General features: G+C 47.2%; 30 protein-coding genes and 1 pseudogene. 25 read left to right on the forward strand and 6 right to left on the reverse strand.

Going from position 1 to position 25129, the window contains the following annotated elements:
• Positions 1-95 precede the first annotated feature (95 nt).
• Positions 96-212 (reverse strand): annotated as a pseudogene (gene mciZ / locus ACVC9U_RS06830) (Z-ring formation inhibitor MciZ); the annotation flags it as partial.
• A gap of 76 nt (positions 213-288) precedes the next feature.
• Here mciZ and ACVC9U_RS06835 point away from each other — a divergent pair.
• From ACVC9U_RS06835 to ACVC9U_RS06845, 3 genes are read left to right on the forward strand one after another with little or no spacing between them, the layout of a single operon-like run.
• On the forward strand, positions 289-846 hold the full coding sequence (locus tag ACVC9U_RS06835; RefSeq protein WP_026579348.1) for an NUDIX hydrolase: 558 nt from the start codon (positions 289-291) through the stop codon (positions 844-846).
• Positions 843-2006: a TIGR00375 family protein gene (locus ACVC9U_RS06840; RefSeq protein ID WP_039072811.1), complete on the forward strand. Its 1164-nt coding sequence runs from the start codon at positions 843-845 to the stop codon at positions 2004-2006. The genes ACVC9U_RS06835 and ACVC9U_RS06840 overlap by 4 nt, the downstream gene beginning before the upstream one ends.
• A 20-nt stretch (positions 2007-2026) precedes the next feature.
• Entirely contained in the window at positions 2027-2479 is a 453-nt protein-coding gene (locus ACVC9U_RS06845; protein WP_023855935.1) for a GNAT family N-acetyltransferase, read from the forward strand.
• A 256-nt stretch (positions 2480-2735) separates the two neighbouring features.
• Here the strand turns inward: ACVC9U_RS06845 and ACVC9U_RS06850 are convergent, their stop codons facing one another.
• From ACVC9U_RS06850 to ACVC9U_RS06860, 3 genes are all read right to left on the reverse strand, one after another.
• The gene (locus ACVC9U_RS06850; RefSeq protein ID WP_441390368.1) at positions 2736-3296 is read right to left on the reverse strand and encodes a GNAT family N-acetyltransferase; all 561 of its coding nucleotides are present in this window, start codon (positions 3294-3296) and stop codon (positions 2736-2738) included.
• Between the two features lie 24 nt (positions 3297-3320).
• Positions 3321-3863, reverse strand: coding sequence for a GNAT family N-acetyltransferase (locus tag ACVC9U_RS06855; RefSeq protein ID WP_039072809.1), 543 nt, complete (start codon positions 3861-3863; stop codon positions 3321-3323).
• A 126-nt stretch (positions 3864-3989) separates the two neighbouring features.
• Entirely contained in the window at positions 3990-5465 is a 1476-nt protein-coding gene (locus ACVC9U_RS06860) for an NCS1 family nucleobase:cation symporter-1 (protein ID WP_039072808.1), read from the reverse strand.
• 265 nt (positions 5466-5730) lie between these two features.
• Here ACVC9U_RS06860 and ACVC9U_RS06865 point away from each other — a divergent pair, with 265 nt between their 5' ends.
• The 19 genes from ACVC9U_RS06865 (at position 5731) to ACVC9U_RS06955 (ending at position 20250) form a co-directional block, all read left to right on the forward strand.
• Positions 5731-6030, forward strand: coding sequence for a PTS sugar transporter subunit IIB (locus ACVC9U_RS06865; protein WP_003183185.1), 300 nt, complete (start codon positions 5731-5733; stop codon positions 6028-6030).
• Between the two features lie 18 nt (positions 6031-6048).
• Complete coding sequence (locus ACVC9U_RS06870) at positions 6049-7395, forward strand: PTS sugar transporter subunit IIC (RefSeq protein WP_023855931.1); 1347 nt, start codon at positions 6049-6051, stop codon at positions 7393-7395.
• 112 nt (positions 7396-7507) lie between these two features.
• Positions 7508-8164, forward strand: coding sequence for a stage II sporulation protein M (spoIIM, locus tag ACVC9U_RS06875; protein ID WP_026579353.1), 657 nt, complete (start codon positions 7508-7510; stop codon positions 8162-8164).
• A 118-nt stretch (positions 8165-8282) separates the two neighbouring features.
• Entirely contained in the window at positions 8283-8732 is a 450-nt protein-coding gene (gene fur / locus ACVC9U_RS06880; protein ID WP_003183178.1) for a ferric iron uptake transcriptional regulator, read from the forward strand.
• Between the two features lie 120 nt (positions 8733-8852).
• A complete protein-coding gene (locus ACVC9U_RS06885; RefSeq protein WP_023855929.1) occupies positions 8853-9077 on the forward strand; it encodes a YqzK family protein in 225 nt (74 codons plus the stop codon).
• Between the two features lie 6 nt (positions 9078-9083).
• Positions 9084-9974, forward strand: a complete 891-nt coding sequence (xerD, locus tag ACVC9U_RS06890; RefSeq protein WP_441390372.1) for a site-specific tyrosine recombinase XerD — start codon at positions 9084-9086, stop codon at positions 9972-9974.
• 193 nt (positions 9975-10167) lie between these two features.
• Positions 10168-11352, forward strand: a complete 1185-nt coding sequence (gene deoB / locus ACVC9U_RS06895; protein WP_020452036.1) for a phosphopentomutase — start codon at positions 10168-10170, stop codon at positions 11350-11352.
• A 20-nt stretch (positions 11353-11372) separates the two neighbouring features.
• Entirely contained in the window at positions 11373-12179 is an 807-nt protein-coding gene (locus ACVC9U_RS06900) for a purine-nucleoside phosphorylase (RefSeq protein WP_031304985.1), read from the forward strand.
• Positions 12180-12336: 157 nt separating this feature from the next.
• Positions 12337-13509, forward strand: a complete 1173-nt coding sequence (locus tag ACVC9U_RS06905) for a D-alanyl-D-alanine carboxypeptidase family protein (protein WP_020452034.1) — start codon at positions 12337-12339, stop codon at positions 13507-13509.
• Positions 13510-13602: 93 nt separating this feature from the next.
• Positions 13603-13956 carry an anti-sigma F factor antagonist gene (gene spoIIAA / locus ACVC9U_RS06910; protein ID WP_020452033.1) on the forward strand — a complete coding sequence of 118 codons (354 nt, stop codon included), beginning with the start codon at positions 13603-13605 and terminating at the stop codon, positions 13954-13956.
• Positions 13953-14393, forward strand: a complete 441-nt coding sequence (spoIIAB, locus tag ACVC9U_RS06915) for an anti-sigma F factor (protein ID WP_020452032.1) — start codon at positions 13953-13955, stop codon at positions 14391-14393. Before spoIIAA ends, spoIIAB begins: the two co-directional genes overlap by 4 nt.
• A gap of 12 nt (positions 14394-14405) precedes the next feature.
• Positions 14406-15173 carry an RNA polymerase sporulation sigma factor SigF gene (sigF, locus tag ACVC9U_RS06920; protein WP_020452031.1) on the forward strand — a complete coding sequence of 256 codons (768 nt, stop codon included), beginning with the start codon at positions 14406-14408 and terminating at the stop codon, positions 15171-15173.
• A 153-nt stretch (positions 15174-15326) separates the two neighbouring features.
• Positions 15327-15947: a stage V sporulation protein AA gene (locus ACVC9U_RS06925; protein ID WP_020452030.1), complete on the forward strand. Its 621-nt coding sequence runs from the start codon at positions 15327-15329 to the stop codon at positions 15945-15947.
• Entirely contained in the window at positions 15937-16362 is a 426-nt protein-coding gene (locus tag ACVC9U_RS06930) for a stage V sporulation protein AB (protein WP_441390376.1), read from the forward strand. The genes ACVC9U_RS06925 and ACVC9U_RS06930 overlap by 11 nt, the downstream gene beginning before the upstream one ends.
• Before the next feature lie 13 nt (positions 16363-16375).
• Positions 16376-16825: a stage V sporulation protein AC gene (spoVAC, locus tag ACVC9U_RS06935; protein WP_023857501.1), complete on the forward strand. Its 450-nt coding sequence runs from the start codon at positions 16376-16378 to the stop codon at positions 16823-16825.
• Between the two features lie 12 nt (positions 16826-16837).
• The gene (spoVAD, locus tag ACVC9U_RS06940) at positions 16838-17857 is read left to right on the forward strand and encodes a stage V sporulation protein AD (protein WP_020452027.1); all 1020 of its coding nucleotides are present in this window, start codon (positions 16838-16840) and stop codon (positions 17855-17857) included.
• A gap of 1 nt (position 17858) precedes the next feature.
• A complete protein-coding gene (gene spoVAE, locus ACVC9U_RS06945) occupies positions 17859-18209 on the forward strand; it encodes a stage V sporulation protein AE (protein WP_020452026.1) in 351 nt (116 codons plus the stop codon).
• Between the two features lie 6 nt (positions 18210-18215).
• Entirely contained in the window at positions 18216-18818 is a 603-nt protein-coding gene (gene spoVAEA, locus ACVC9U_RS06950) for a stage V sporulation protein SpoVABEA (protein WP_143260969.1), read from the forward strand.
• The gene (locus ACVC9U_RS06955) at positions 18778-20250 is read left to right on the forward strand and encodes a spore germination protein (protein ID WP_035338481.1); all 1473 of its coding nucleotides are present in this window, start codon (positions 18778-18780) and stop codon (positions 20248-20250) included. The genes spoVAEA and ACVC9U_RS06955 overlap by 41 nt, the downstream gene beginning before the upstream one ends.
• 44 nt (positions 20251-20294) lie before the next feature.
• On the opposite strand, the gene ACVC9U_RS06960 is transcribed toward ACVC9U_RS06955, so the two are convergent.
• The gene (locus ACVC9U_RS06960) at positions 20295-20618 is read right to left on the reverse strand and encodes a hypothetical protein (protein WP_143260970.1); all 324 of its coding nucleotides are present in this window, start codon (positions 20616-20618) and stop codon (positions 20295-20297) included.
• Positions 20619-20983: 365 nt separating this feature from the next.
• On the opposite strand from ACVC9U_RS06960, the gene lysA reads away from it, so the two are divergent.
• Entirely contained in the window at positions 20984-22303 is a 1320-nt protein-coding gene (gene lysA / locus ACVC9U_RS06965; protein WP_145653104.1) for a diaminopimelate decarboxylase, read from the forward strand.
• Positions 22304-22563: 260 nt separating this feature from the next.
• Positions 22564-23424 (forward strand): poly-gamma-glutamate hydrolase family protein, encoded by an 861-nt coding sequence (locus ACVC9U_RS06970; protein ID WP_441390380.1) that lies wholly within the window; start codon positions 22564-22566, stop codon positions 23422-23424.
• Here ACVC9U_RS06970 and ACVC9U_RS06975 read toward each other — a convergent pair.
• On the reverse strand, positions 23421-24317 hold the full coding sequence (locus ACVC9U_RS06975) for a DUF1002 domain-containing protein (RefSeq protein WP_020452020.1): 897 nt from the start codon (positions 24315-24317) through the stop codon (positions 23421-23423). The genes ACVC9U_RS06970 and ACVC9U_RS06975 overlap by 4 nt on opposite strands.
• 336 nt (positions 24318-24653) lie before the next feature.
• On the opposite strand from ACVC9U_RS06975, the gene ACVC9U_RS06980 reads away from it, so the two are divergent.
• Complete coding sequence (locus ACVC9U_RS06980) at positions 24654-25091, forward strand: peptidylprolyl isomerase (RefSeq protein WP_075754102.1); 438 nt, start codon at positions 24654-24656, stop codon at positions 25089-25091.
• Positions 25092-25129 lie beyond the last annotated feature (38 nt).

Below are 25129 nucleotides of genomic sequence, written 5' to 3' on the forward strand. Positions count from 1 at the left end.
TCCGCCTCCAAAATAATACTTTCAAGTAATGTTACTGAAAAGTATTATTTCATGCGATCCTTCTTGATGTCAATCAAAATCATGCGATTTTCTTTTTCAGAAAGCCAGTCTTTCACATAGTGATACATTCGTCCGTATTCCTTCAGCTTGGCGCGGATTTCCCATGCTTTCCCCGACATGACGATGCGGTTGTTCAGCCGGTAGACCTTCATGGCGCGTCCCCCTTCCATGGTGTATGATAAAATGTATGGGATCAAAAGCCAGAGCAGAACTTAGGAGATGATCAAACTGAAGCATTTAGAGGAGAAAACCATATCTAAAGAAAAACTTTTTTCGGGCAAGGTGATCGATCTTTATCTTGAAGACGTCGAACTGCCGAATGGTAAAACGGGAAAGCGCGAAATCGTGAAGCATCCGGGCGCTGTTGCGGTGCTTGCTTTGACTGATAAAGGAAACATCATTTTGGTGAAGCAGTACAGAAAAGCGCTTGAACGGACGATCGTTGAAATACCGGCAGGCAAGCTTGAAAAAGGAGAGAAACCTGAATATACCGCGCTGCGGGAGCTTGAGGAAGAGACGGGATACACGGCGGCAAAGCTGGAGAAAATCACCGCTTTTTACACATCGCCGGGCTTTGCGGACGAATTGGTGCACCTGTATCTTGCCGAAGAGCTGACACCGCTTGAAGAAAAGCGCGAACTTGATGAAGACGAATTTGTAGAAGTAATGGAGGTGCCGCTTACAGGTGCGCTGAAACTGATGGAAACTCAGGACATCTATGATGCGAAAACGGCTTATGCCGTGCAGTATCTGGAGCTGAGAAAGGCCCTGCAAGCAAAAAAATGAAAGAAATATTCGCAGACATGCATATCCATATCGGGCGGACGGAATCAGGCCGGCCCGTTAAGATAACGGCTGCCAGAACGCTTACGCTCGACGAAATTTTGATTGAAGCAAGCGAGCATAAAGGAATGGAACTGATCGGCATTATAGATTGTCATTCACCGGAGGTGCTGGCGGAAATTGAAAAAGGGGTGTCTTCAGGCCGTTATACAGAGCTTGAAGACGGCGGAATCAAATATAAAGATACCGTGCTTCTGTGCGGTTCTGAATTGGAAATCAATGATGACAGATGCCGGGGCCCGATTCATGTGCTGGCATTTATGCCGTCGATCTCCGCAATGAAGCAGTTTTCCGCCTGGCTCTCGGAAAGGGTGACGAATATCCATCTGAGCTCCCAGCGCATCTATGAGACAGGCATCGGCCTTCAGCGGAAGGTGAAAGAGCTCGGCGGCTTGTTCATTCCCGCTCACATTTTTACGCCGCATAAGAGCCTGTATGGCAAAGGAGTCAAATTTTCGCTGCAAGAAGTGCTTGACCCGAAGATGATTGATGCGGTTGAACTCGGGCTGAGCAGCGACACAGATATGGCTTCACACGTATCCGAACTGAATCCCTATGCATTTTTGACCAATTCGGACGCCCATTCTCTTGGGAAAATCGGCAGGGAGTATAATAAGCTCCACATTAAACATGCCAGCTTTCAAGAGTTTTCACTTGCTTTAAGAGGACAAGAAGGGCGCTGCATTGCCGCCAATTACGGAATGAATCCGCAGTTGGGCAAATATTTTCAAACCGCTTGTGAAACATGCGGCCGTTTGCAGGAGGCAGGTGAAACGGTGTGTAAAGCGTGCGGAAGCCGAAAGTTTACAAAAGGCGTCAGCACACGTCTAATGGAGCTTTACGATCAGGATAAAAGCCCGGTCAAGCGCCCGCCGTACGTTCACCAGGTTCCGCTGCAGCTGATCCCCGGCATCGGTCCGAAAACGATTCAGAAGCTGAAAGATGCTTTCGGCACTGAGATGAATATCCTTCACCGGGTAAAAGAAGGCGAACTAAAAGAAACCATTCGTCCGCAGACGGCTGATCTCGTGATCAAAGCAAGGAACGGGGATTTAGAGCTGAAAGCCGGAGGCGGCGGAACCTATGGAAAAGTGCAGAGCTGAAGGGGGCTTTGGAAAAAGGGATGGAGTGGAAACTAAAATCGTATGAGGAATTGTCGAAGGAAGAGTTGTACCGCATCATCAAGCTTAGAATAGACGTCTTTATCGTTGAACAAAACTGTCCGTATCATGAGCTTGATCACTTAGATGAGCGGGCACACCATTTATTTCTAAGCCAAGAAGGAGAGATCGCTGCGTATTGCAGGCTGTTCCCGAGCGGTACGGCTTACCCGGAGGCATCAATCGGCCGGGTGATCGTCCGTAAAGAGGACAGGGGAAAGGGATATGCGCAGACGCTTCTTGATCAAGCGCTCCGCTTTTTGGAAGACGAGCGGGGGGAGAAAAGGGTCAAGATCAGCGCCCAGAATCATTTGCGTTCCTTTTACGGCTCCTTCGGATTTAAAGCAATATCAGACGTCTATATGGAGGACGGCATTCCGCATGTGGATATGATCAAAACGGCAGAAACCGTATGACTTGCGTTCAGAACCCCGCCTTTCTATAATAATAAGATAGTGGGGAACATGGCCAAAAGCAAGGCAAGGAAAAAGCGTGAGCACATGTTGAGAAACACAGGCAGAGATGCCGCCGTATCAAGAGGCAAGGCGCCTGAATTCAGCACGCACGTCAGAAAAACGAAAAGCAGGCGGGAAGAGCTTGCAAAGCTGCATATGAAACATAAACGAAAGAACCCTTATGATTTGCTTCATGAAGATCATAAGGGTTCTTTTTTTAGAAGATGCGCGAATACATGCATGTGTCCCGATGTTCGCTTAAATCATTCGAAAGGTCATCGCTTTGTAAAACGGCTTCCAGCTGAAAGCCGAGGCGCTCCGCCATTTTTCTGCTTTTCGTGTTCATGCTGTCACAGCATATCTCAAGCCGCTTGGCTTTGATGTGTCCCCTCGCGAAATCAATCAGTCCGTTAAGTGCTTCGGTCATGTACCCCTGTCCGGCAAATTCAGAACTGCGCCAATAGCCGATTTCAAACCGTTTCGCTTGCCAGTTCATGCGGTGAAGGCCTGTGCTGCCGACGAATTTCCCCGTTTCTTTATGGAAAATATGCATCCGTAAATCGTTGCGCAAAATAAAATCGGCCTGTGCCTGCCTGACGTTGATTTCTACATGTTCTTCCTCGGGCATTTCCCTTGCAAACGGCATCCACGGCTTGAGCTCAGGCAACGATTTTCGAATGGCGTCATGGACGACCGCGCCGTCGCCTGCCCTTGGCGCTCTGACAAAAAGGCGCGGGGTTTCAAAACTGTCCGGAAAATCGAGCAGTATCGGATTCATCCAGGTTCCCTCCAGATATTCTTTCTATTTTCGATTGTGCCATCTTCCCATCATAATCGTGTTGTTATATGTTCCGTCAGAAAGCCGCTTGTCTTTTTTTAAAATCCCTTCTATTTTAAAGCCATGCTTTTGATACAGGGCAGAAGCCCTCTCATTTGTTTCCGACACGCGCAGGGTCATTTTTTGAATGCCTGCGGCATCAGCCCAAACAATCGATTCGTTTAAAAGGCGTTTTCCAATGCCGTATCCCCAAAATTCTTTCAATACGCATACGCCAAACTCGATTTGATGAGAGAAGCGTTTTAAATCCTGTCCGGCACATCTTGAAAAGCCGACGATCCTGTTTCGAGCGACCGCCACTAAAAACAAGCATCGGTCATGTTCGCTGTCTCTTTTGATCAGCTCTCTAAAACCCGCTTCATCAATAAAACCTTCACCCTTTTCCCTGTCCAAATATTCGGTTTCTCCATCGATCTGTACCCTTACAGCAGATAATTCCTTTGCATCTTGTTGGACAGCTGGCCTGACGATGTAGCTCAGCCCTTTACCATCAAAGCGTTTGTTCATGAGATACTCCAATCATTTTTTATATCCATTAGTCTATCACATTACTTAGCTCGAATTTGTTTAAAATGACTGAATATAACAAAAAATGGATCGCGAATAGCGTTTTCGCGGACCTTGAGCCCGTGCTTATACATTGCTTTCGGCAGCGTAGTCAGCGGTTTTATCTCTAAGGACGCCGGGTGGATGGATGCGCATCAAAAAGATGTATGCGGCAAATGCGAGCAGCACGCCTGAAAACCATGAAATATCATAGAGGGGTTTCAGGGCCGGCAAGTATGTCCCGATCAAAGACATAAACGCTCCAAGTCCAACTGCGGCAAATGCGCGGTAATTGTAGCCTTTATAGTACGTATACCTCCCGGTTAGAGAGTAGAGATCTTCGATGTGAAGCGTGCGCTTCCGGATGATAAAATAATCGGCAAGCATAACGCCTGCGACCGGCCCCAATATTCCGCCGATTGTGCCGAGAAACGAAAACACGCTCGCTTCATTCTCCATCAGCTTCCATGGGAAAGTGAACAGGGCCAAAACAGCTGTCAAATAGCTGCCTCGCTTAAAATCGATATATTTCGGCAAAAAATTGGCCAGGTCATAGGCTGGCGAGACAATATTCGCTGCAACGTTTACCGAAATGGCGGCGATGCAAAGCGTAATGACCGAAAGCGCGATCACATACGGGTTGTCAAAATGGGCGAGAATATCGACAACATCCCAAATCGGCTCCCCGAAGGCAGCCTGTGAGCCGGAGGTGACGGTAATGCTTGCAAATGCAAACAGAACGAATGTGCCCGGCAAACCGTAAAACTGCCCTCTGATTTGTTCTTTTTGAGAGGCTGCAAACCTCGTAAAATCGGGAATGTTCAAAATGAGTGTCGCCCATATGCCGATAATTCCCGTCACACCGGCAAGAAACGGCCAAATCAATTCGCCGAATGTCTGAAATTTTCCCGGCTGCGAATAAATCGGACCGAGTCCTCCCGCAATATCGACTGCCCACCACACCATTCCGCCAAAGACGAGATAAACGAGCGGGCCGGCCCAGACTTCAAACTTTCTGATCGACTCCATTCCGTGGTGAAGGACAAGCAGATGAATTCCCCAAAAGAAAGCAAATGACAAAAGCCCTGATAAATGCAATCCAAACAAGTTCCAATCGCCGCCGATGTCTTTCCAGCCGCTCCACACATTTAAGATCAGGATGTTAAGCGCCATGCTTCCCGCAAACGCTTGAATGCCGAACCACATAATCGCCACAAAACCTCTGAGAAGCGCCGGAATATTAGCCCCGTATATCCCGAAAGAAGCCCTGATTAACACGGGAAAAGGCACGCCGTATTTTGTGCCGGCATGTCCATTCAATGCGAGGGCTGCATAGAGCACGACCGAAGCGACTGCGATAATCCCAAGCACCTGCCACGGAGAAAGCCCGATCGCTATCAGTCCGCCAACCGTTGCGTAAGTCGGGATGTTATGGATGCAGCCCATCCAGATCGATGCGAAATTGACCGCTTTCCATGTGCGTTCCTCAGGCTTTAGAGGCTGCAGGTCGCTGTTTGAGAGTGTACGGTCTGATTGAACTTTTTCATATTGGCCAGATTTCATATAATCCCTCCGCTTATTTTTAAGGAAAAATATAACTTATTATTCTGAAAAATTCATTAGATAAACTAAACAAATGTTTCAAGGCGTTTGTTGAGGTTGACTAAACGAGCCGTTTGAAACCGTTATAAAAATATTGATTTTTATGAAACAGTTGTCTATCTCGGTCATAGGATAAAAGACCAGGTTGAAATATTACTCCGCATTGTAATGAAAGCGTTTTCTGATCGGCGGAGAAAAAGGTGAAACTGAAGGGGGTTAACAAATAATGAAGAAAATTTTATTGGTTTGCGCGGCCGGCATGTCAACGAGCCTGCTTGTCAGCAGAATGAAAAAGCATGCCGAGGCGCTGAACGAAGAGGTCGACATCATCGCACTGCCTGTATCCGAAGCCGGGACTGCCGCGTCAAGCGCGGACGTCGTACTGCTGGGGCCGCAAGTCAGGTACCAAAAGTCACAGGTTGAGGCGAGCGCGGGAGACACGCCGGTTCAGGTGATCGACATGCGCGACTACGGCACCATGAACGGCGAAGCTGTGTTGCAAAAAGCGCTGCAGCTGATGAAATAAAAAGGAGGGGAGACAGGGATGAGCGGGTTTATGGAGAAGTTTGAGCGGAACGTGGAACGGTTTTTGGTTCCCGTTGCTGCAAAACTGAACTCACAGCGCCATATATGTGCGATCAGAGATGCTTTTATTCTATCATTTCCGATTATTATGGCAGGGTCGATTATCATTTTATTGAATTTCGCTATTTTATCTCCGGACGGGTTTATCGCCAACATTTTGTTCCTTGAAAAGATATTTCCGAACTTGGCTGATTATCAGTCGGTCTTTACCCCCGTACTGCGGGGATCGCTCGATATTATGTCCATATTTGTTGTGTTTCTCGTCGCACGCAATTTAGCCATCTCAATGAAAGCGGATGAACTGCTTGCCGGATTAACGGCCGTATCCTGTTATTTTATCATTTATTCACCGTACCGCCTGATCGAAAACGAGAGCTTTTTAACGACGAAGTGGCTCGGTGCGCAAGGGCTGTTCGTTGCCTTAATCATCGGGATCCTCGTCGGTGAAGTGTTCAGCAGGCTTTCAAATGCCAAGCGCCTGCAAATTCATATGCCTCCGCAGGTGCCGCCTGCGGTTGCCCGGACATTTAAAGTGCTGTTTCCGATCATCTTCATTACAATTGGTTTTGCGATGTTAAGCTTTGCGCTATTGTCTCTGTCGAAAAACGGTTTGCATGAATTGGTGTATACCGTGCTGCAGGCGCCGTTGAGAGAGATGGGAACGAATATTTTCACTGTTGTTTTCCTTGGAATCGTCGCCAACTTTTTATGGCTGTTCGGCATTCACGGCCCGAATACAATCGCGGCGATCAGAGAAACGATCTTTGCCGAAGCAAACCTTGAAAATCTCGCTTTTGCTGCCAAAACAGGCTCTGCCTGGAACGCTCCGTTTCCTGAAACATGGGCGCTGAATGACGCCTTTGCAAACTACGGGGGATCGGGCATGACGCTGGGGCTTTTGATCGCAATATTCATCGCTTCAAAGCGCCGGGATTATAAAGATATCGGTAAGCTTTCGATCGGGCCGGGGATATTTAACATTAATGAACCTGTTATTTTCGGACTTCCGGTCGTGCTCAATCCAATCTTCATGATTCCCTTTATCATCGTTCCGGCAGTCAACACTGTCATCGGCTACTTGTTCATCAAGTTTCAGCTGATTCCGCCGATCGCATACGCTGTTCCGTGGACAACGCCCGGGCCGTTGATTCCGTTTCTCGGGACAGGAGGAAACTGGCTTGCGCTCGGGGTCGGCTTTCTTTGCCTCGCCATTTCAACAGTGATTTATCTGCCGTTTGTAATGGCTGCCAACAAGACTGTGAATACGGACAGGGAGCATTCTTCGGAAAACAGGGAGGAATCATAACGTGATCAGGGCGCCTTTTACGGGCGCCTGTCTTTTTTCAAAAAAAGTCATGCGGCTCTCTTTTCTCTCATACAATCTATTAAAATCAAAAGCACGTCTGGGAGGAAGATACATGCGGAAGCCCACAATCAAAGAGCTCATCTTTCAACATATGAAGGATCATCTGTCAATCTATTTATTTGTTTCAGTACTGTTTTTAATGGGTGTGATTTTCGGCGCGGTCATCGTCAACAGCATGACGATCGGTCAAAAAGAAGATTTGTTCTACTATTTGAATCGATTTTTTGGACAGCTTTCCGAAGGAAAAGCAGCCAGCTCAAAGGAAATGTTTTTGCAGAGCTTTCTTCATAATATGAAATATTTAGGCTTAATGTGGATTCTCGGGATTTCCATCATCGGCTTGCCCGTCATTTTTATCATGGTCTTCTTAAAAGGGATCGTCGTCGGATTTACAGTCGGCTTTCTCGTCAATCAAATGGGAATCAACGGCTTTTTCCTGTCTTTTGTCTCCGTGCTCCCGCAAAATATGCTGCTGATCCCAGCTTACTTGATCATGGGGACTTGCGCCATCGCCTTTTCGATGAGGCTCATCCGCCAGCTTTTTGTCAAACGCAGCCTTGCAGAAGCGCCTGTCCATTGGTTTGGCCGGTACGCTTTTGTGCTCGTCCTGATTCTCGCGATGTCTCTTATATCCTCTTCCTTTGAAGCATATCTTTCACCGGTGTTGATGGAAAAGCTGACGGAGTACGTCTTGCCGAAACAGCATTAATTTATAATGATTATTAAAAAATATTCATTTTGTTTCTCAATTTATAATGATTATAGTTGGCTCCCTGCGCTTGTTTTGTTATAATAAGCTAGGTAATGCGGCGTAGGAGGGAAAGTCAATGGAAACACGTATTGATCGGATTAAAAAGCAACTGCATTCTTCCAGCTATAAACTCACCCCTCAGCGCGAGGCTACTGTAAGGGTGCTGCTTGAGAATGAGGAAGACCATTTAAGCGCAGAAGATGTATACCTCCTCGTAAAAGAGAAATCTCCTGAGATTGGTCTTGCGACAGTATATCGGACTCTTGAATTGTTAACTGAATTAAAAGTAGTGGATAAAATCAATTTTGGCGACGGTGTGTCAAGATATGACCTCCGTAAAGAAGGTGCCGCACATTTCCATCACCACCTCGTTTGCATGGAATGCGGTTCGGTTGTTGAAATTGAAGAAGATTTGCTTGAAGACGTGGAAGAAATCATTGAAAAGGATTGGAAATTTAAAATAAAAGACCACAGGCTGACGTTCCACGGCATCTGTCATGACTGTCAGCAAAAGGAATCGGAATAGTCTAAACCGGAGAGAACCCTTTCAGCCATGAGCGGGTTCTTTTTTGATTCAGACGTATAAAACTTGTCTCATTTGGCATAAGTTTTAGTAATCGAATCAAAAGAAGGGACCTGAAACCGTATGAAAATGCTGAAAACGGCTGCCGATATGATCAAGGTGTTCGTGCTGTTTACCGGTTTTACCGTCTTGTTTTATTATGCTATGATATGGATAAATTCAGAGTATGAAAACTATCATCGGTATGATAAACCTGAAGGAGCAGCCCTCAAGGTTGCCTCGATGGAAGGGGACGAGCAGGGCAGCTGGTTTAACCGGTTAATCTTTTTTTATTTGAACGGGGAGTAGGATAGCGTGAAAGTTCATATTAAAGACTTTATCCACTACGCCGTTGTTGAACGGGGGCTTTCCCACAACACGGTTGTGAGCTATGAACGGGATTTGAACAGCTACGCCGCCTATTTAGAGGAACAGGAGCAGCTGAGCTCTTTTGACCAGGTGACAAGGCTTACCATCATCCAGTTTTTAAAGCATTTAAAAGACGCCGGAAAATCCGGTAAGACGATTGCGAGGCATCTCGCTTCCATCCGCAGCTTTCACCAGTTTCTGCTGAGGGAAAAAGTAACGGCCCAGGACCCGTCCGTCCATATTGAGTCACAAAAAACGGAACGGACGCTCCCGAAGGTGCTGTCATTACAGGAAGTCGAAACGCTTCTCGATACGCCGAAGCTGACGGGGCCGTTCGGCTACCGCGATAAAGCGATGCTGGAATTACTGTATGCGACAGGAATCCGCGTCAGCGAGATGATCGCATTAAAGCTGTCCGATGTCCATTTATCGATGGGCTTTATCCGCTGCTTCGGGAAAGGAAGAAAGGAGCGGATCGTTCCGCTCGGCGAAGCGGCGTCACATGCGGTCGGCGAATATCTGTCAAAAGCGAGGGGAAGGCTTTTGAAAAAAAATTCCGAAGACGCCCTGTTTCTGAATCACCACGGCAGACAGATGAGCCGGCAGGGGTTTTGGAAAAATTTAAAGAAAATCGCCTTGGAAGCGGGAATTAATAAAGAGCTGACGCCGCATACACTGAGGCACTCATTCGCCACACACCTGCTCGAAAACGGAGCCGATCTCCGGGCCGTTCAGGAAATGCTCGGACACGCCGACATTTCGACGACGCAAATTTATACACATGTGACGAAAACAAGGCTGAAAGACGTATATAAGCAATACCATCCCCGTGCATAGCCTAAAAGAACAGGCGAAAGCACGGTTTTTCATGTTGAGTGAGCAGCAAATTGCGGGAAGTTTCTCACTATTCCCGTTCGTATTGTCAACTGTTGTGTAAACGGTTTATACTTGGCTAATAGCGGTATTTTGGTTTTTTTATGCCAAGCGTGACAGCCTACAGCTGACAGAAAGAAAAAAAGGAGGCCGACAAATGCCTGCATTTGATTACAACCGCGTATTTTTAATTGTGATGGATTCCGTTGGAATCGGCGAGGCGCCTGATGCCGATCAATTTAATGACAAAGGCGCAGATACATTGGGCCATATTGCTGAACACATGGGAGGCATCCGCCTGCCGAACATGTCGAAGCTCGGACTCAGCAACATCCGAGAAATCAAAGGTGTCGAAAAGGCAGAAGAGCCGCTTGCCTATTACGGCAAAATGAAAGAAGCTTCAAACGGAAAAGATACGATGACTGGTCATTGGGAGATAATGGGACTTTACATAGACAAACCTTTCCAGGTGTTTCCCGAAGGTTTTCCGGACGAATTGATCCATGAACTTGAACAGAAGTCCGGAAGAAAAGTGATTGGAAACAAACCTGCATCAGGCACTGCGATTTTGGATGAGCTCGGTGCGGAGCATATGGAAACCGGCGCGCTGATCGTCTACACCTCAGCGGACTCCGTTCTGCAGATTGCCGCACACGAAGAAGTCGTACCTCTCGAGGAATTGTACAAAATCTGCGAGATCGCGCGCGAGCTTACGCTTGACGAGAAATATATGGTCGGACGCGTCATTGCGAGGCCGTTTGTCGGCAAGCCGGGCGAATTTAAACGGACGCCGAACCGGCATGATTATGCACTGAAGCCGTTTGACAGAACCGTAATGAATGAATTGAAAGATGACAGCTATGATGTGATTGCGATCGGCAAAATCTCCGATATCTACGACGGCGAGGGCATTACGGAATCGCTTAGAACGAAATCGAATATGGACGGGATGGACAAGCTGGTGCAAACGCTTGACAAAGATTTTACAGGAATCAGCTTTGTAAACCTCGTGGACTTTGACGCGCTGTTCGGGCACCGCCGCGATCCTGAAGGATACGGAAAAGCGCTCGAGGAATTCGACGCGCGCCTTCCTGAAGTATTTGAAAAGATGCGTGAAGACGATCTGCTCATCATTACCGCCGACCACGGCAATGATCCGGTTCACCATGGCACAGACCATACAAGGGAGTACGTGCCGCTTCTTGTATACAGCAAAAAGCACGAAAAGCCCGGTGCGCTTCCGCTCGCAGATACATTCGCGGACATCGGCGCGACGATTGCCGACAACTTTAAAACGAATATGCCAAAGTACGGAAAAAGCTTTTTATCCCTGCTGAAATAGGAGGAAACGACGTGAAACAGATGATTGCAAATGCCGCAGACTATATTAAAAGCAAAACAGAAATCAAACCGGCGGTCGGCCTGATTTTGGGATCGGGCCTTGGCGTGCTTGCTGATGAGATAAAAGACGCCGTTCGCATTAAATATGAAGACATCCCGGATTTTCCTGTTTCCACTGTTGAAGGGCATGCCGGACAGCTTGTCATCGGCAGACTTGAAAATGTGCAAGTCGTCGCGATGCAAGGGCGTTTTCATTTTTACGAAGGATATTCAATGGACAAGGTAACCTTCCCGGTACGTGTCATGAAAGAACTTGGGATCGAGACTTTAATTGTGACCAATGCCGCAGGCGGCGTCAATGAATCGTTCCGTCCCGGCGATTTGATGATCATATCCGATCATATCAATTATATGGGAACGAATCCGCTGATCGGGCCGAACGATTCCTCGCTGGGTGTCAGATTCCCTGACATGTCATCCGCATATGATAAGGAACTGCGCCTCTTGGCGAAAAAAACAGCCGAAGAATTGAACATCAGTGTACAAGAAGGGGTTTACACAGCCGTCACAGGACCTACATACGAAACGCCTGCCGAAGTGCGCTTCCTCAGAACGATCGGATCGGATGCTGTCGGCATGTCGACGGTTCCGGAAGTCATCGTGGCAAAACATGCGGGCCTTCGCGTGCTCGGCATTTCGTGTATATCAAACGCGGCAGCCGGAATCCTCGATCAGCCGCTCTCCCATGACGAAGTGATCGAAGTCACCGAAAAAGTAAAAGCCGACTTTTTGCGGTTTGTTAAAGCGGCCGTCGCCAAAATCGGCTAAAACCGCCGCGAAGTTGAAATGTGAGCCAATGCAAGTTCAAATAAGAACCTGCATTGGCTCTTTCTTTTTGACTGATGAGAAATTTTTTCCAATCAATCCGTATAAATCCAACTGGATTGGAAAAAATAAAGAGGATTACGAAATGGAGGTCTGGGTGATGAAACGTCATTTATCCAAATTGCTGATTTTTACGATAATCCTGATGACTGCGCCGCCGGCGTTTGCAAAAGAGAGCGAAAAGAAACCGTCGGAGCTTGCTGATGACGCAAAATCTGCCGTTTTAATCGAGCGGGATACCGGTAAGGTGATGTATGACAAGAACAGCCGTGAAAAGCTTCCCCCGGCCAGCATGACAAAAGTGATGACCATGCTGTTGATCATGGAAGCTCTTGATGAAGGCAAGATCAAAATGAAAGACAAAGTCAGAACAAGCGAGTATGCCGCTTCAATGGGGGGATCGCAAATTTTCCTTGAGCCCGGCGAAGAAATGACGGTTGAAGATATGCTGAAAGGGATCGCCATCGGATCGGGTAATGATGCCTCTGTGGCAATGGCAGAGCATATTGCCGGATCTGAAGAGGAATTTGTCAAAAGAATGAATGAAAAAGCCGCTGAGCTCGGCCTCAAGGATACATCTTTTCAAAATACGACAGGTCTGCCTGAAGAAGGCCATTACAGCACAGCCTATGACATGGCACTCATGGCGAAAGAGCTTTTAAAATATGAAAACATCACGAAATTTACGGGAACATATGAAGACTATCTGAGAGAAAACAGTGATAAAAAATTCTGGCTCGTCAACACAAACCGCCTCATCAAATTTTATCCCGGCGTTGACGGAGTCAAGACCGGCTTTACAAATGAAGCAAAGTACTGCCTGACAGCTTCAGCGAAAAAAGGAAACATGCGCGTCATCGCTGTCGTTTTTGGTGCCAGTACGCCAAAAGAACGAAATGCCCAAATCACAAAAATGCTTGATTTTGCATTCAGCCAATATGAAACGCATCCGATGTATAAACGCAATGAAATCATTTCCGATTTGAAGGTCAATAAAGGCCATGAGCAAAAAATAAACCTTGTCACATCGGAACCGATTTCCCTTTTGACGAAAAAAGGCGAAAATATCGAAGCTGTTAAAAAAGAAATCAAACAGAAGGAAGATATCCAGGCCCCTGTCAAAAAAGGCACAGAGCTTGGGACGCTCGTATTGAAAAAGGACGGAAAGGTTCTCGCTGAAAGCCCTCTTGTCGCGGAAAAAGACATGGATAAAGCAGGGATGTGGACGATGTTCAAGCGGACGATGACCCACTGGACGAAGTGGAGTGAATAATGCCGAACGGTCACTAGTTTTGTCACGGTGAAGGAATTTATAAAGTCTGAAGCGAAACACTCATTATCCGATTTAAACCAAGGAGGAATGAGGATGAGCCTCGGAATCGATATTCACGTCAAAGAATCCGTACTATGCATTCGGTTGACAGGTGAACTCGATCACCATACAGCAGAAACCTTGAGAAAACAAGTCAGTGACCATCTGGAACAATCCGGCATTCGCCATATTGTCATGAATCTTGCAGACCTTTCGTTTATGGACAGTTCAGGACTTGGCGTCGTGCTCGGCAGATATAAGGAGATTAAACAGCTCGGCGGAGAAATGATCGTCTGCGCCATTTCTCCTGCTGTTAAACGTTTATTTGATATGTCCGGGCTGTTTAAAATCATTCGCCTTGAGCAATCAGAGCAGCGTGCACTTGAAACGTTGGGGGTGGCGTCATGAAAAATGAAATGAATATCCAGTTCACGGCACTCAGCCAAAACGAATCGTTTGCACGGGTGACAGTCGCTGCTTTTATCGCTCAGCTCGACCCGACGATGGATGAACTGACCGAAATTAAAACGGTCGTATCCGAAGCGGTCACAAACGCGATCATACACGGTTATGAAAACTCAGGGCAGGGAGACGTATACATTTCCGTCACCCTTCATGATCATATCGTCTACTTAACGATTCGTGACGAAGGAGTCGGCATCCCTGATCTTGAGGAAGCGCGCCAGCCCCTGTTCACGACAAAGCCTGAACTCGAGCGGTCGGGAATGGGCTTTACGATCATGGAAAATTTCATGGATGATATCTCGATCGACTCCTCACCTGAGATGGGAACCACAATACACTTAACAAAGCACTTATCAAAAAGCAAAGCGCTTTGCAATTAAGGGAGATTTGTTATGGATGTGGAGGTTAAAAAAGAAAACCAGAACACTCAGCTTAAAGACCATGAAGTGAAAGAACTGATTAAAAACAGCCAGAACGGCGATCAAAAAGCAAGGGACCTCCTCATAGAAAAAAACATGCGTCTTGTTTGGTCAGTCGTTCAGCGTTTTTTGAACAGAGGCTATGAGCCTGATGACCTCTTTCAAATCGGCTGCATCGGCCTCTTGAAGTCGGTGGACAAATTCGATCTTTCCTATGACGTTCGGTTTTCCACCTACGCCGTCCCGATGATTATTGGCGAGATTCAGCGGTTTATCAGAGATGACGGAACCGTCAAAGTGAGCCGCTCGCTGAAAGAACTCGGCAACAAAATCCGGCGGGCAAAAGACGAGCTTTCCAAGTCAAACGGCCGGATTCCGACCGTTCAGGAAATCGCCGATTATCTCGAAATCAGTTCGGAAGAGGTCGTGATGGCCCAGGAAGCGGTCCGCTCTCCCTCATCCATTCATGAAACGGTTTACGAAAACGACGGAGACCCGATTACACTTCTGGATCAAATCGCCGATCAGTCGGAAGAGAAGTGGTTCGATAAAATCGCTTTGAAGGAAGCCATCAAGGATTTGGATGAACGGGAAAAGCTGATTGTTTATTTAAGGTATTACAAAGACAAGACGCAATCTGAAGTTGCCGACCGCCTCGGCATTTCCCAGGTGCAAGTGTCGAGGCTTGAAAAAAAGATTTTAAAGCAAATCAAAAACCAGATGGATCAATTTGAAAGCTGAGGCTGCTCGGATGTCTAATGAAAAACCGGAACGCTCCAAAAAAGAGCGTTCCGGTTTTTTTTGTGGTAATTTATGGTCTTTTGCCGCTTGCTGAATGATAAATGGGATGTACTTCATACTACAACTATAACCATCATATAGGAAGTGACCCAGATGGAACGTCAAGTTTTTATCAGACTCCGCCACCGGCTTGAGGCCGATCCCGATGAATTGATTCTGCTCGGCCATATCGCACAGGTAGCGGGCGACCGCCGATACAAAGAAAAGCTTGAACGGCTGCCTATTTATCAGGTCAGCAAAGCGGATCAAAGCATGGTGGTGTTGGACGTGATGAAGGTGATCGAAGCTGTACATAAATCGTTTCCTGACCTTGACGTCCAAACCGTCGGCGGTTCCGAAACAATCGTGGAGATCCAATATCCGAAAAGGGGGCTGTCTCCCGTACTGTTCGTCGGCGTCTGGCTGCTCCTGTTCGTCGGTGCCGGCCTTGCTGTCATGAACTTTCATGAAGATGTCAGCATGAGGGACGTACACATCTTGCTTTACGAAATGGTGACGGGCAAGGAGAACCGCTATCCATACCTTTTGCAGATTCCGTACAGCATCGGTCTCGGTCTCGGCATGATTTTGTTTTTTAATCATTTATTTAAAAAACGGTTTAACGAGGAGCCGAGCCCTCTGGAGGTCGAGATGTTTAAATATCAGCTTGATTTGGACCATTATGTGGCATTGCACGAAAACAAAGAAACGACAAAGGATATTCATGATCATTAGCGTGATCTTTATCATCTTTCTCGGACTCGCAGGAGGGATTGCGGTTGGATCTGGATTTGTCGCTTTTCTTACCGTGCTTGGCATTATCCCGAGACTGACTCAGCTGACGAAAACGCAAGGGTTTATCCAGGCGTATGAATGGGCTGTCATTCTGGGCGCGGTGTTCGGAGGATGGGAATCGCTGAACATGTCCCGCTTTTTTTTATCCAAATGGCTGCTTGTTCCGATCGGCCTTTTTGCGGGCGTTTTCATCGGAATGCTTGCAGCGGCGCTGACAGAAGTGTTGAACGTGCTTCCGATACTGGCGAAACGCATCGGTATGAGGGACAGGATTTTGATTCTTTTAATGGCCATTGTGTTCGGGAAGATCCTTGGCTCGATGTTTCAATGGCTCATTTTTGTTCATTTGTCATAAAAGGAGGAATATGATGTCAAATTTGAAAGATAATTACCAATCGAAAGTCAAAGCTTATCAGCCTACGCCGCCTTATGTCCTGAACTGTATCAAGGCTTTTCTTGTCGGCGGTCTGATCTGTACGATCGGCCAGGCTCTCCAGAATTTTTATATGGCCGTATTCCACTTTGATGAAAAAACAGCTGGAAACCCGACGGTTGCTACGCTCATCTTAATCTCCGCTCTGTTAACAGGCCTTGGCGTCTACGACAGAATCGGCCAGTTTGCCGGCGCTGGTTCCGCCGTTCCGGTTACAGGGTTTGCCAACAGTATGACGAGTGCAGCCCTTGAGCATAAAAGCGAAGGCTATGTTCTCGGCGTGGGGACAAACATGTTCAAGCTTGCCGGAAACGTCATCGTGTTCGGCGTTGTGGCCGCTTATATTGTGGGAATGATCCGCTTTGCCTTTGACAAGTTGTTTTAGGAGGAAAACATCATGAAATTAACTGGAAAACAAACATGGGAGTTCGAGAACCCGCTGTTTGTTAACTCGAGCGGAACAGCGGTTGGACCTAAAGAAAAAGAAGGTCCGCTTGGACACTTATTTGACAAAACCTATGATGAAATGCACTGCAACCAGAAAAACTGGGAGATGGCAGAGCGCAAGCTGATGGAGGATGCGGTTCAGACTGCGTTATCAAAACAAAATCTTAAAAAGGAAGACATCGATATCTTTTTGGCAGGCGATCTGCTCAACCAAAACGTGACAGCCAACTATGTGGCGAGGCATTTGAAAATTCCTTTTCTTTGCTTATTTGGAGCATGCTCGACATCAATGGAATCGATCGCGATCAGTTCGGCATTGATTGACGGAGGTTTCGCAAAGCGTGCCCTAGCGGCAACCAGCAGTCATAATGCTACTGCTGAAAGGCAGTTTCGCTACCCGACGGAATACGGCGGCCAAAAGCCGGGAACCGCTACATCCACAGTGACCGGAAGCGGAGCAGTCGTCCTCAGTCAGCAGCCCGGCGGCATCAAAATCAGCAGTGCAACCGTCGGAAGAGTTATCGACTTGGGGATTACCGATTCGCAGGATATGGGGTCGGCGATGGCCCCCGCTGCGGCGGATACGATCAAGCAGCATTTAGAGGATCTGGGACGCACCCCTGATGATTACGATTTAATTTTAACCGGCGACCTTTCAGGTGTCGGCAGCCCGATTTTGAAGGATTTGTTAAAAGAGGAAGGAATCAATGTCGGGACAAAACATAATGACTGTGGACTGATGATCTATACGCCTGACCAGCAGGTTTTTGCAGGCGGAAGCGGATGTGCTTGTTCCGCTGTCGTCACCTTTGGCCACATTTTTAAAGAAATTGAAGCGGGAAGGCTGAACAGAGTGCTTGTTGTAGCGACAGGCGCCCTTTTAAGCCCGACGATCGTCCAGCAAAAAGAATCGATACCATGCATTGCCCATGGCGTCGTATTTGAACGGGCCGAAGGGGGGAACGCTTAAGATGGAATATGTCATTGCTTTTATTGCAGGAGGATTGATTTGCGTCATCGGCCAGCTTTTGCTTGATATCTTTAAAATGACGCCGGCTCATGTCATGTCAACTTTTGTCGTATCAGGAGCGATCCTTGACGGTTTCGGCCTTTACGACCGTTTTATCGAATTTGCCGGTGCCGGGGCTACAGTCCCGATTGTCAGCTTCGGCCATTCTCTTTTGCACGGCGCGATGCACCAGGCTGAGGAACATGGCTTTATCGGAATCGGCATGGGGATATTCGAACTGACATCTGCCGGTGTATCTGCCGCTATCTTGTTTGCTTTTCTTGTTGCCGTGATTTTTAAACCGAAAGGATAAAGGATAATGCCAGCAAAACGCAAGGTCATTTTGGTCACAGACGGCGATATATACGCTGCAAAAGCAATCGAATATGCGGCAAGAAAAACGGGCGGCCGCTGTATTTCCCAATCGGCGGGGAATCCAAGCATTAAAACGGGACCGGAGCTTGTATCCATGATCCTAGAAACCCCTCATGATCCTGTATTCGTCATGTTTGATGATTCCGGACTTCAAGGCGAAGGGCCGGGAGAGACAGCGATGAAATATGTAGCGATGCATGGCGATATCGAGGTGCTCGGGGTCATCGCCGTCGCTTCAAAAACTCATTATGCAGAGTGGACAAGGGTCGATGTATCAATCGATGCGGAAGGTGAACTGACGGAATTCGGCGTCGATAAACACGGGGTCAAAGAGCTCGATGTCAAACGAATGAACGGTGACACGGTCTATTGCCTTGATCAGCTGGATGTTCCGATCATCGTCGGAATCGGTGATATCGGTAAAATGAACAGAAAAGACGATGTGGAAAAAGGGTCGCCGATTACAATGAAAGCGGTCGAGCTCATTTTAGAAAGGAGCGGGTATCATGAGTGCTCAAAAGCAAGAGAAGACGAACGTATTCCTTGATCCTTCTAAGAATGAAGCGTATTTCAAGAAGCGGGTCGGCATGGGAGAAAGCTTTGACCTTGGCGTACGCAAGGTCTTTATCCTCGGCCATGAAGTTCAGCTTTATTATGTCAACGGGTTGTGCGACACCCAATACATCATTCACCTGTTAAGGGAACTGGTGCATCTCAATGATAAAGAAAAAGAGTCGGGCGAGGTCGAAGACATTGTCGAAAACAGGCTTTTGAACCAGCAGGTTTCAAAAGCAGAAACGCTTGATGAAGCGGTGGACCAAGTGCTGTCGGGACTGGTTGCCATCATCGTCGAAGATGCGGGATTTGCATTTATCATTGATGTCAGAAGCTATCCTGGCAGAACGCCGGAAGAGCCTGATACAGAAAAAGTCGTACGCGGTGCAAGAGACGGGCTCGTCGAGAACATCATCGTCAACACAGCCCTGATCAGACGCCGGATCAGAGATGAACGCCTGCGCTATAAAATGCTTCATATCGGTGAACGCTCCAAAACAGACATCTGCCTTTGCTATTTGGAAGATGTTGCAGATCCCGATCTTGTTGAAGTATTAAAAAAAGAAATTGAAAATGTGAAGATCGACGGACTGCCGATGTCGGATAAATCGGTAGAGGAATTCATTGTCGGCCAAGGCTTCAATCCGTTTCCGCTTGTCAGGTTTACGGAAAGGGCAGACGTAGCCGCAAGCCATATTTTAGAGGGGCATGTCATCGTGATCGTCGATACGTCGCCAAGCGTCATCATTACGCCGACGACTTTGTTTCACCATGTACAGCATGCTGAGGAATACAGACAGACACCGGCTGTTGGGACGTTTTTAAGGTGGGTGCGGTTTTTCGGTATTTTGGCCTCCACCTTTTTGCTGCCGCTTTGGCTATTGTTTGTCATTCAGCCGTCGCTCTTGCCTGATAATTTATCGTTTATCGGTTTAAACAAAGACACTCATATCCCGATTATCATGCAGATTTTCCTGGCGGATCTCGGCGTCGAATTTTTAAGAATGGCCGCCATTCATACGCCGACGGCGCTTTCGACTGCAATGGGCCTGATTGCTGCCGTATTGATCGGCGATATCGCGATCAATGTCGGCTTGTTTTCTCCCGAAGTCATTTTATACGTTTCCCTCTCGGCAATCGGAGCGTACACGACACCAAGCTACGAGCTGAGTCTGGCGAATAAAATGGTGAAGCTGTTTATGCTGATATTGGTGGCGCTTTTTAAAGTGGAGGGATTTGTCATCGGATTAACGATCTTAACTATAGTGATGACTTCGATCAGATCATTGCGGACGCCTTACTTATGGCCCCTCCTCCCGTTCAACGGAAAAGCGTTTTGGCATGTTCTCGTGCGCACTTCCGTTCCCGGGGGAAAAGTCAGGCCGAGCATCGTTCATCCGCGAAACCGCTCCAGACAGCCGTGAAGACGGTACTCCAAGAGGCTTTTCCCCGGGGAAAAGCCTCTTTTTCAGTAATCGAATTCAGGGGTCCCGATGCCTCTGTATTCGTTCGCAGAGATCGCGACTGCCCGGAGGCTGCAGATGTTGTTCTGTCTTCTGATCGGATAGACGACATACAACATTTCGCGGCCGGACGGGTCAAACGTTGACGAATGAAGGAAAACCTCGGTTCCTCTCCGCCAAAATCTCGTATTCGCCGGAGATGTAATAATCTGCCCTTCATAAGGCTCGTAAATTCGCTGTTCATGATGTACAGCCGGCTGATAAGAGCCGTATACATCTTCCGGTGTATAGCCTGGAGCCGGGGTGTAGGGGTAACGGTTTGGATACATATGATAACCTCTTTCCCACTTCGTTTTTTTAGGTTTCATCTTTAAGATTATATTCAGGTAAATGCCTATTTGTATGGGCGATAATCTCGATTTTTCAGCTCTTTTTTTAACTGAATGGACGTTATGTATGCCTATTTCTATCAAGTGCTGTTTTCTGTTATTCTATAATCAATAGAATGGATTGGTTTTTTAGGGGATTATTCCCTTTGTAAATCAAGAAAATTTGGACAAATGGTGGTTTAGTTTTTAAAACGAAATGTTATAATACAACATAAGAATCGCACTATCATGAAGCCGGAAGATGCATCGGGCAGCAATCGGACCGCCCCTTGCACCTTTGTAGATAGAGAAAGAGGGAATGACAATTGTTTTTACATGGTACTAGCAGACGAAATGAAAGTGGACACCTCGAAATCGGCGGTGTCGATGTTCTATCATTGGCAGAAAGATATGGAACACCTCTTTATGTATACGATGTCGCGCTGATAAGAGAGCGCGCCCGAAAATTCCAGAAGGCATTCAGGGAAGCCGGTTTAAAAGCGCAGGTAGCGTATGCAAGCAAGGCGTTTTCAGCGGTCGCCATGATTCAGCTTGCCGAACAAGAGGGGCTGTCTCTGGATGTGGTATCGGGAGGAGAGCTTTTTACTGCGATCAAAGCAGGGTTCCCCGCTGAACGGATTCATTTTCACGGAAACAATAAGAGCCCTGAAGAACTAGCCATGGCTCTGGAGCATCAAATCGGCTGCATCGTGCTCGATAACTTTCACGAGATCGCCATTACAGAAAAGCTTTGCAAGCAATCAGGACAAACTGTAGACGTTTTGCTCAGAATCACACCGGGAGTTGAAGCGCACACGCATGATTATATTACGACGGGACAGGAAGATTCGAAATTCGGTTTTGATCTGCACAATGGGCAGGTCGAACAAGCCATCGAACAAGTCCTTCGCTCATCTGCGTTTAAGCTCCTCGGCGTGCACTGCCACATCGGTTCGCAAATTTTTGATACGGCAGGATTTGTTCTTGCGGCAGACAAGATCTTTGAAAAGCTCGCTGAATGGAGGGAGACTTACTCATTCATTCCGGAAGTGCTCAATCTCGGCGGGGGCTTCGGCATCCGCTATACAAAAGACGACGAGCCGCTCGCTGCCGATGTCTATGTTGAAAAAATCATCGAGGCGGTCAAAGCAAATGCCGAGCATTTCGGCTTTGACATCCCTGAGATTTGGATCGAACCAGGCAGGTCTCTCGTCGGAGATGCGGGAACCACGCTGTACACGACCGGTTCGCAAAAAGAGGTGCCGGGCATTCGCAAATATGTGGCTATTGACGGCGGCATGAGCGATAATATCAGGCCGGCGCTTTATGAGGCAAAATATGAAGCGGCCGTCGCCAACAGGATGAACGATGATTGTCATGATACCGTATCAATCGCAGGAAAATGCTGCGAAAGCGGAGATATGCTGATTTGGGATTTGGAAATCCCCGAAGTTCGTGACGGAGATGTGCTCGCCGTTTTCTGCACCGGTGCATACGGCTACAGCATGGCCAACAACTACAACCGCATTCCGCGCCCGGCCGTCGTTTTTGTCGAGGATGGAGAAGCGCAGCTCGTCATTCAGAGAGAGACGTATGAGGATATCGTCAAGCTGGATCTGCCGCTGAAATCGAAAGTAAAACAATAAAAAAATGGAGATTCCCTCAAGGGGGGTCTCCATTTTTTTATTCAAAAAGAATTTTTTCCCGTTTGCCGCATGAAGAATATTTCCCGACCATCGGGCGGTGTTTTTTGCAAAAAAGATCATGACATGCATAGAACAGCGACCGGGCTGATTGTATATAATATTGGGAATTTAACAAAAATTTAACAAAGGAGATGGTAAAGGCAATGATCAAGGTGAAAAGGATGAGATTTGCTGATTTCGCGGATTTAGAGGCGGAGTAGATGAAACCGGCCAAAGTATCCCTACTCCACCGCATGCTCCAGTGCCTGAAGCAATGTGTTGATTGTAACATAGTGAAGTGTTTTACAGCAATAAACAGTTCTGTGAATATTTTATTAATTTCTGCTGTGATCTCATTCCCATATTCTGCTGCGGCCCATAGTGCAACACAGTCCGCTGATAAATATTCAAGCTTTGAAGAATTGGAGCGGAATGAAGATCCGGCGTCTTACCGAATGACGGAGAAGGACGCAAAAGTGCCGATGCTCATCATGGCCATTCATGGAGGCGGCATCGAACCCGGAACAAGTGAAATCGCCAATGAAGTGTCGAAAAATTATTCCTTGTACTTGTTTGAAGGGCTGAAATCATCAGGCAATAGGGATCTTCACATTACAAGCACGCGTTTTGACGAGCCGGCGGCGCTCGCCATCACTGCGAGCCATCAGTACGTCATGTCGCTTCACGGCTATTACAGTGAAGACCGCGCTATTAAAGTGGGAGGGACAGACCGCGTTAAAATCAGAATATTGGTTGATGAGCTGAACCGCTCGGGGTTTGCCGCTGAAATGCTGGCGACAGACGACAAGTATGCCGGAACCCATCCGAACAACATCGCCAACAAGTCGCTTTCCGGGCTGAGCATTCAGCTTGAAATGAGCACAGGATTCCGCCAATCTTTATTCGATCGGTTCACACTAAAAGACAGGGCAGCGACGCAAAACGAAACGTTTTACCGATTTACAAAACTGCTGACCGATTTTATTCACGAAAACTATGAAGAAGACGGAGGGGACTTCCCCTCTGCAAAAATAAAACACCCCCTTCAATTGAAAAAGGAGGTGTTTTGGCGGTTGTGTTAACCGTTGGACTCTGAGGTGCCGCCGCCGGTGAATACGGAAACGATGGCGTTCCACAGAGACACAAAAAAGTCGATCAGTTTTTGAAGGAAATTTTGTCCTTCTTCAGAATCCAGGAATTTCGTGATTTTATCTTTTGCTTTGTCAAGCTGGTCTCCAACCTGGTTCCAGTCGATATTAATATTTTTCATGTTATTAAATAAAGACATGAGAGATTTTTTCTGATCCTCTGTGAGCGTCACGCCCAGATCGGAAGCAGCCGAATCAATGGTTTTCTCCAATTCCTCTTTTGATTCGGGAACCCCGTTTTTCGAGATTTCTTCCTTGACTTTGGCCATCAGCGCCGATGCGTTCTCACTGCCGATTTTCTCGCCAAGCTCTGAAGTGGTGACTAGCTCTTCATTCGCGACTTTTTTCACGTCTTCGGAGATCTTTTCGCCCGAAGTCGTTTCATAGGCTTTCATTAAGCCGGTCAAAGCGGCCGTGCCTGATACTTCAAATGGTGCGGTGATATAGACTTTAGCGTCTTTTACACCGGCTGTCATCAGCGCGTTTAAATACATTTCATCCGTAATTCTGCTGATATTGTGTGTCTGCACTTCCAAACCGGTGCCTTTTTTTGCTACGGTAATCGAAGAAGAAGAAATCGCTCTTGTTCCGATTTGTGCTTTCGGTATATAATCCCCTAAATATTTATGCTCCTCATCATTTGTCACCTCGATGATGGTCGCATTTTCAGGCGCATTCATTTCTTTTAATACCTTTTGTCTGTCCTGGCTTGACAAGTCTTTCCCCAGCGTGACGATCACATCACCCACTGCGGCGTCAGCAAAGCTGACCTGCGGGAAAATGAGCAGACACAATGCTGTAAAGATTCCTAGTATCGATTTTTTCAAGCTCAATGCCCTCCTTAAAAATGCAGGCTTCAGGCAGAATTGCTGTACTTTTAAAGAAGCCTGCCGGAACGGAAATAATGCGTTCCGAAATATAGACGGATGAAAGATGAGAGAGGTTTCAAAGAAAAAAAGAGATCCATTTCTTTTCAAGTCAAATGCCCTCCGGGTATCGTATCACACCGCTCTTTTATCATTCATGATTTTCACAGGCGATTCAACCTTTTTTTAAAACTTTTACAAAAGCGATACAAGAGCGCCGTTTATTTCAGGTTGATTGGCTCTGTGCTTCTACGATATGATATAATGACCCTTGTGAAATGAAAGGAGAGAATCAAGATGGCTAAAAAAGGATACATACAACTGACAAACGGCAAAAAAATCGAGTTTGAACTATATCCGGAAGCGGCGCCGGGAACTGTCGCCAACTTTGAAAAACTTGCAAACGAAGGGTTCTATGACGGATTGAAGTTCCACCGCGTTATTCCGGGCTTCGTCAGCCAGGGAGGCTGCCCGCACGGCACCGGAACAGGCGGACCTGGATATACGATTAAATGCGAGACAGAAGGGAATCCGCATAAACACGAAGCCGGTTCTCTCTCAATGGCTCACGCAGGAAAAGATACTGGAGGCAGCCAATTCTTTATCGTCCATGAGCCTCAGCCGCACTTGAACGGCGTTCACACTGTTTTTGGAAAAGTCACATCAGGTTTTGATGCTGTCACTTCAATGGAACAGGGACAAGGCATGGAAAAAGTCGAAGTATTTGACGCATAATCAGAAAGTGCAGAAACAGCCCGCTAAGCCGGGCTGTT

It is taken from the genome of Bacillus sp. GM2 (genome assembly GCF_056155945.1).

Excerpts from the sequence above, each read along its gene's own strand:
- ACVC9U_RS06840 (WP_039072811.1), top strand. The coding sequence starts at position 843 with ATGAAAGAAATATTCGCAGACATGCATATCCATATCGGGCGGACGGAA.
- ACVC9U_RS06845 (WP_023855935.1), top strand. The coding sequence starts at position 2,027 with ATGGAGTGGAAACTAAAATCGTATGAGGAATTGTCGAAGGAAGAGTTG.
- ACVC9U_RS06850 (WP_441390368.1), bottom strand. The coding sequence starts at position 3,296 with ATGAATCCGATACTGCTCGATTTTCCGGACAGTTTTGAAACCCCGCGC.
- ACVC9U_RS06855 (WP_039072809.1), bottom strand. The coding sequence starts at position 3,863 with ATGAACAAACGCTTTGATGGTAAAGGGCTGAGCTACATCGTCAGGCCA.
- ACVC9U_RS06860 (WP_039072808.1), bottom strand. The coding sequence starts at position 5,465 with ATGAAATCTGGCCAATATGAAAAAGTTCAATCAGACCGTACACTCTCA.
- ACVC9U_RS06865 (WP_003183185.1), top strand. The coding sequence starts at position 5,731 with ATGAAGAAAATTTTATTGGTTTGCGCGGCCGGCATGTCAACGAGCCTG.
- ACVC9U_RS06870 (WP_023855931.1), top strand. The coding sequence starts at position 6,049 with ATGAGCGGGTTTATGGAGAAGTTTGAGCGGAACGTGGAACGGTTTTTG.
- spoIIM (WP_026579353.1), top strand. The coding sequence starts at position 7,508 with ATGCGGAAGCCCACAATCAAAGAGCTCATCTTTCAACATATGAAGGAT.
- fur (WP_003183178.1), top strand. The coding sequence starts at position 8,283 with ATGGAAACACGTATTGATCGGATTAAAAAGCAACTGCATTCTTCCAGC.
- ACVC9U_RS06885 (WP_023855929.1), top strand. The coding sequence starts at position 8,853 with ATGAAAATGCTGAAAACGGCTGCCGATATGATCAAGGTGTTCGTGCTG.
- deoB (WP_020452036.1), top strand. The coding sequence starts at position 10,168 with ATGCCTGCATTTGATTACAACCGCGTATTTTTAATTGTGATGGATTCC.
- ACVC9U_RS06900 (WP_031304985.1), top strand. The coding sequence starts at position 11,373 with ATGATTGCAAATGCCGCAGACTATATTAAAAGCAAAACAGAAATCAAA.
- ACVC9U_RS06905 (WP_020452034.1), top strand. The coding sequence starts at position 12,337 with ATGAAACGTCATTTATCCAAATTGCTGATTTTTACGATAATCCTGATG.
- spoIIAA (WP_020452033.1), top strand. The coding sequence starts at position 13,603 with ATGAGCCTCGGAATCGATATTCACGTCAAAGAATCCGTACTATGCATT.
- spoIIAB (WP_020452032.1), top strand. The coding sequence starts at position 13,953 with ATGAAAAATGAAATGAATATCCAGTTCACGGCACTCAGCCAAAACGAA.
- sigF (WP_020452031.1), top strand. The coding sequence starts at position 14,406 with ATGGATGTGGAGGTTAAAAAAGAAAACCAGAACACTCAGCTTAAAGAC.
- ACVC9U_RS06925 (WP_020452030.1), top strand. The coding sequence starts at position 15,327 with ATGGAACGTCAAGTTTTTATCAGACTCCGCCACCGGCTTGAGGCCGAT.
- ACVC9U_RS06930 (WP_441390376.1), top strand. The coding sequence starts at position 15,937 with ATGATCATTAGCGTGATCTTTATCATCTTTCTCGGACTCGCAGGAGGG.
- spoVAC (WP_023857501.1), top strand. The coding sequence starts at position 16,376 with ATGTCAAATTTGAAAGATAATTACCAATCGAAAGTCAAAGCTTATCAG.
- spoVAD (WP_020452027.1), top strand. The coding sequence starts at position 16,838 with ATGAAATTAACTGGAAAACAAACATGGGAGTTCGAGAACCCGCTGTTT.
- spoVAE (WP_020452026.1), top strand. The coding sequence starts at position 17,859 with ATGGAATATGTCATTGCTTTTATTGCAGGAGGATTGATTTGCGTCATC.
- spoVAEA (WP_143260969.1), top strand. The coding sequence starts at position 18,216 with ATGCCAGCAAAACGCAAGGTCATTTTGGTCACAGACGGCGATATATAC.
- ACVC9U_RS06955 (WP_035338481.1), top strand. The coding sequence starts at position 18,778 with ATGAGTGCTCAAAAGCAAGAGAAGACGAACGTATTCCTTGATCCTTCT.
- ACVC9U_RS06960 (WP_143260970.1), bottom strand. The coding sequence starts at position 20,618 with ATGTATCCAAACCGTTACCCCTACACCCCGGCTCCAGGCTATACACCG.
- ACVC9U_RS06970 (WP_441390380.1), top strand. The coding sequence starts at position 22,564 with ATGAAACCGGCCAAAGTATCCCTACTCCACCGCATGCTCCAGTGCCTG.
- ACVC9U_RS06980 (WP_075754102.1), top strand. The coding sequence starts at position 24,654 with ATGGCTAAAAAAGGATACATACAACTGACAAACGGCAAAAAAATCGAG.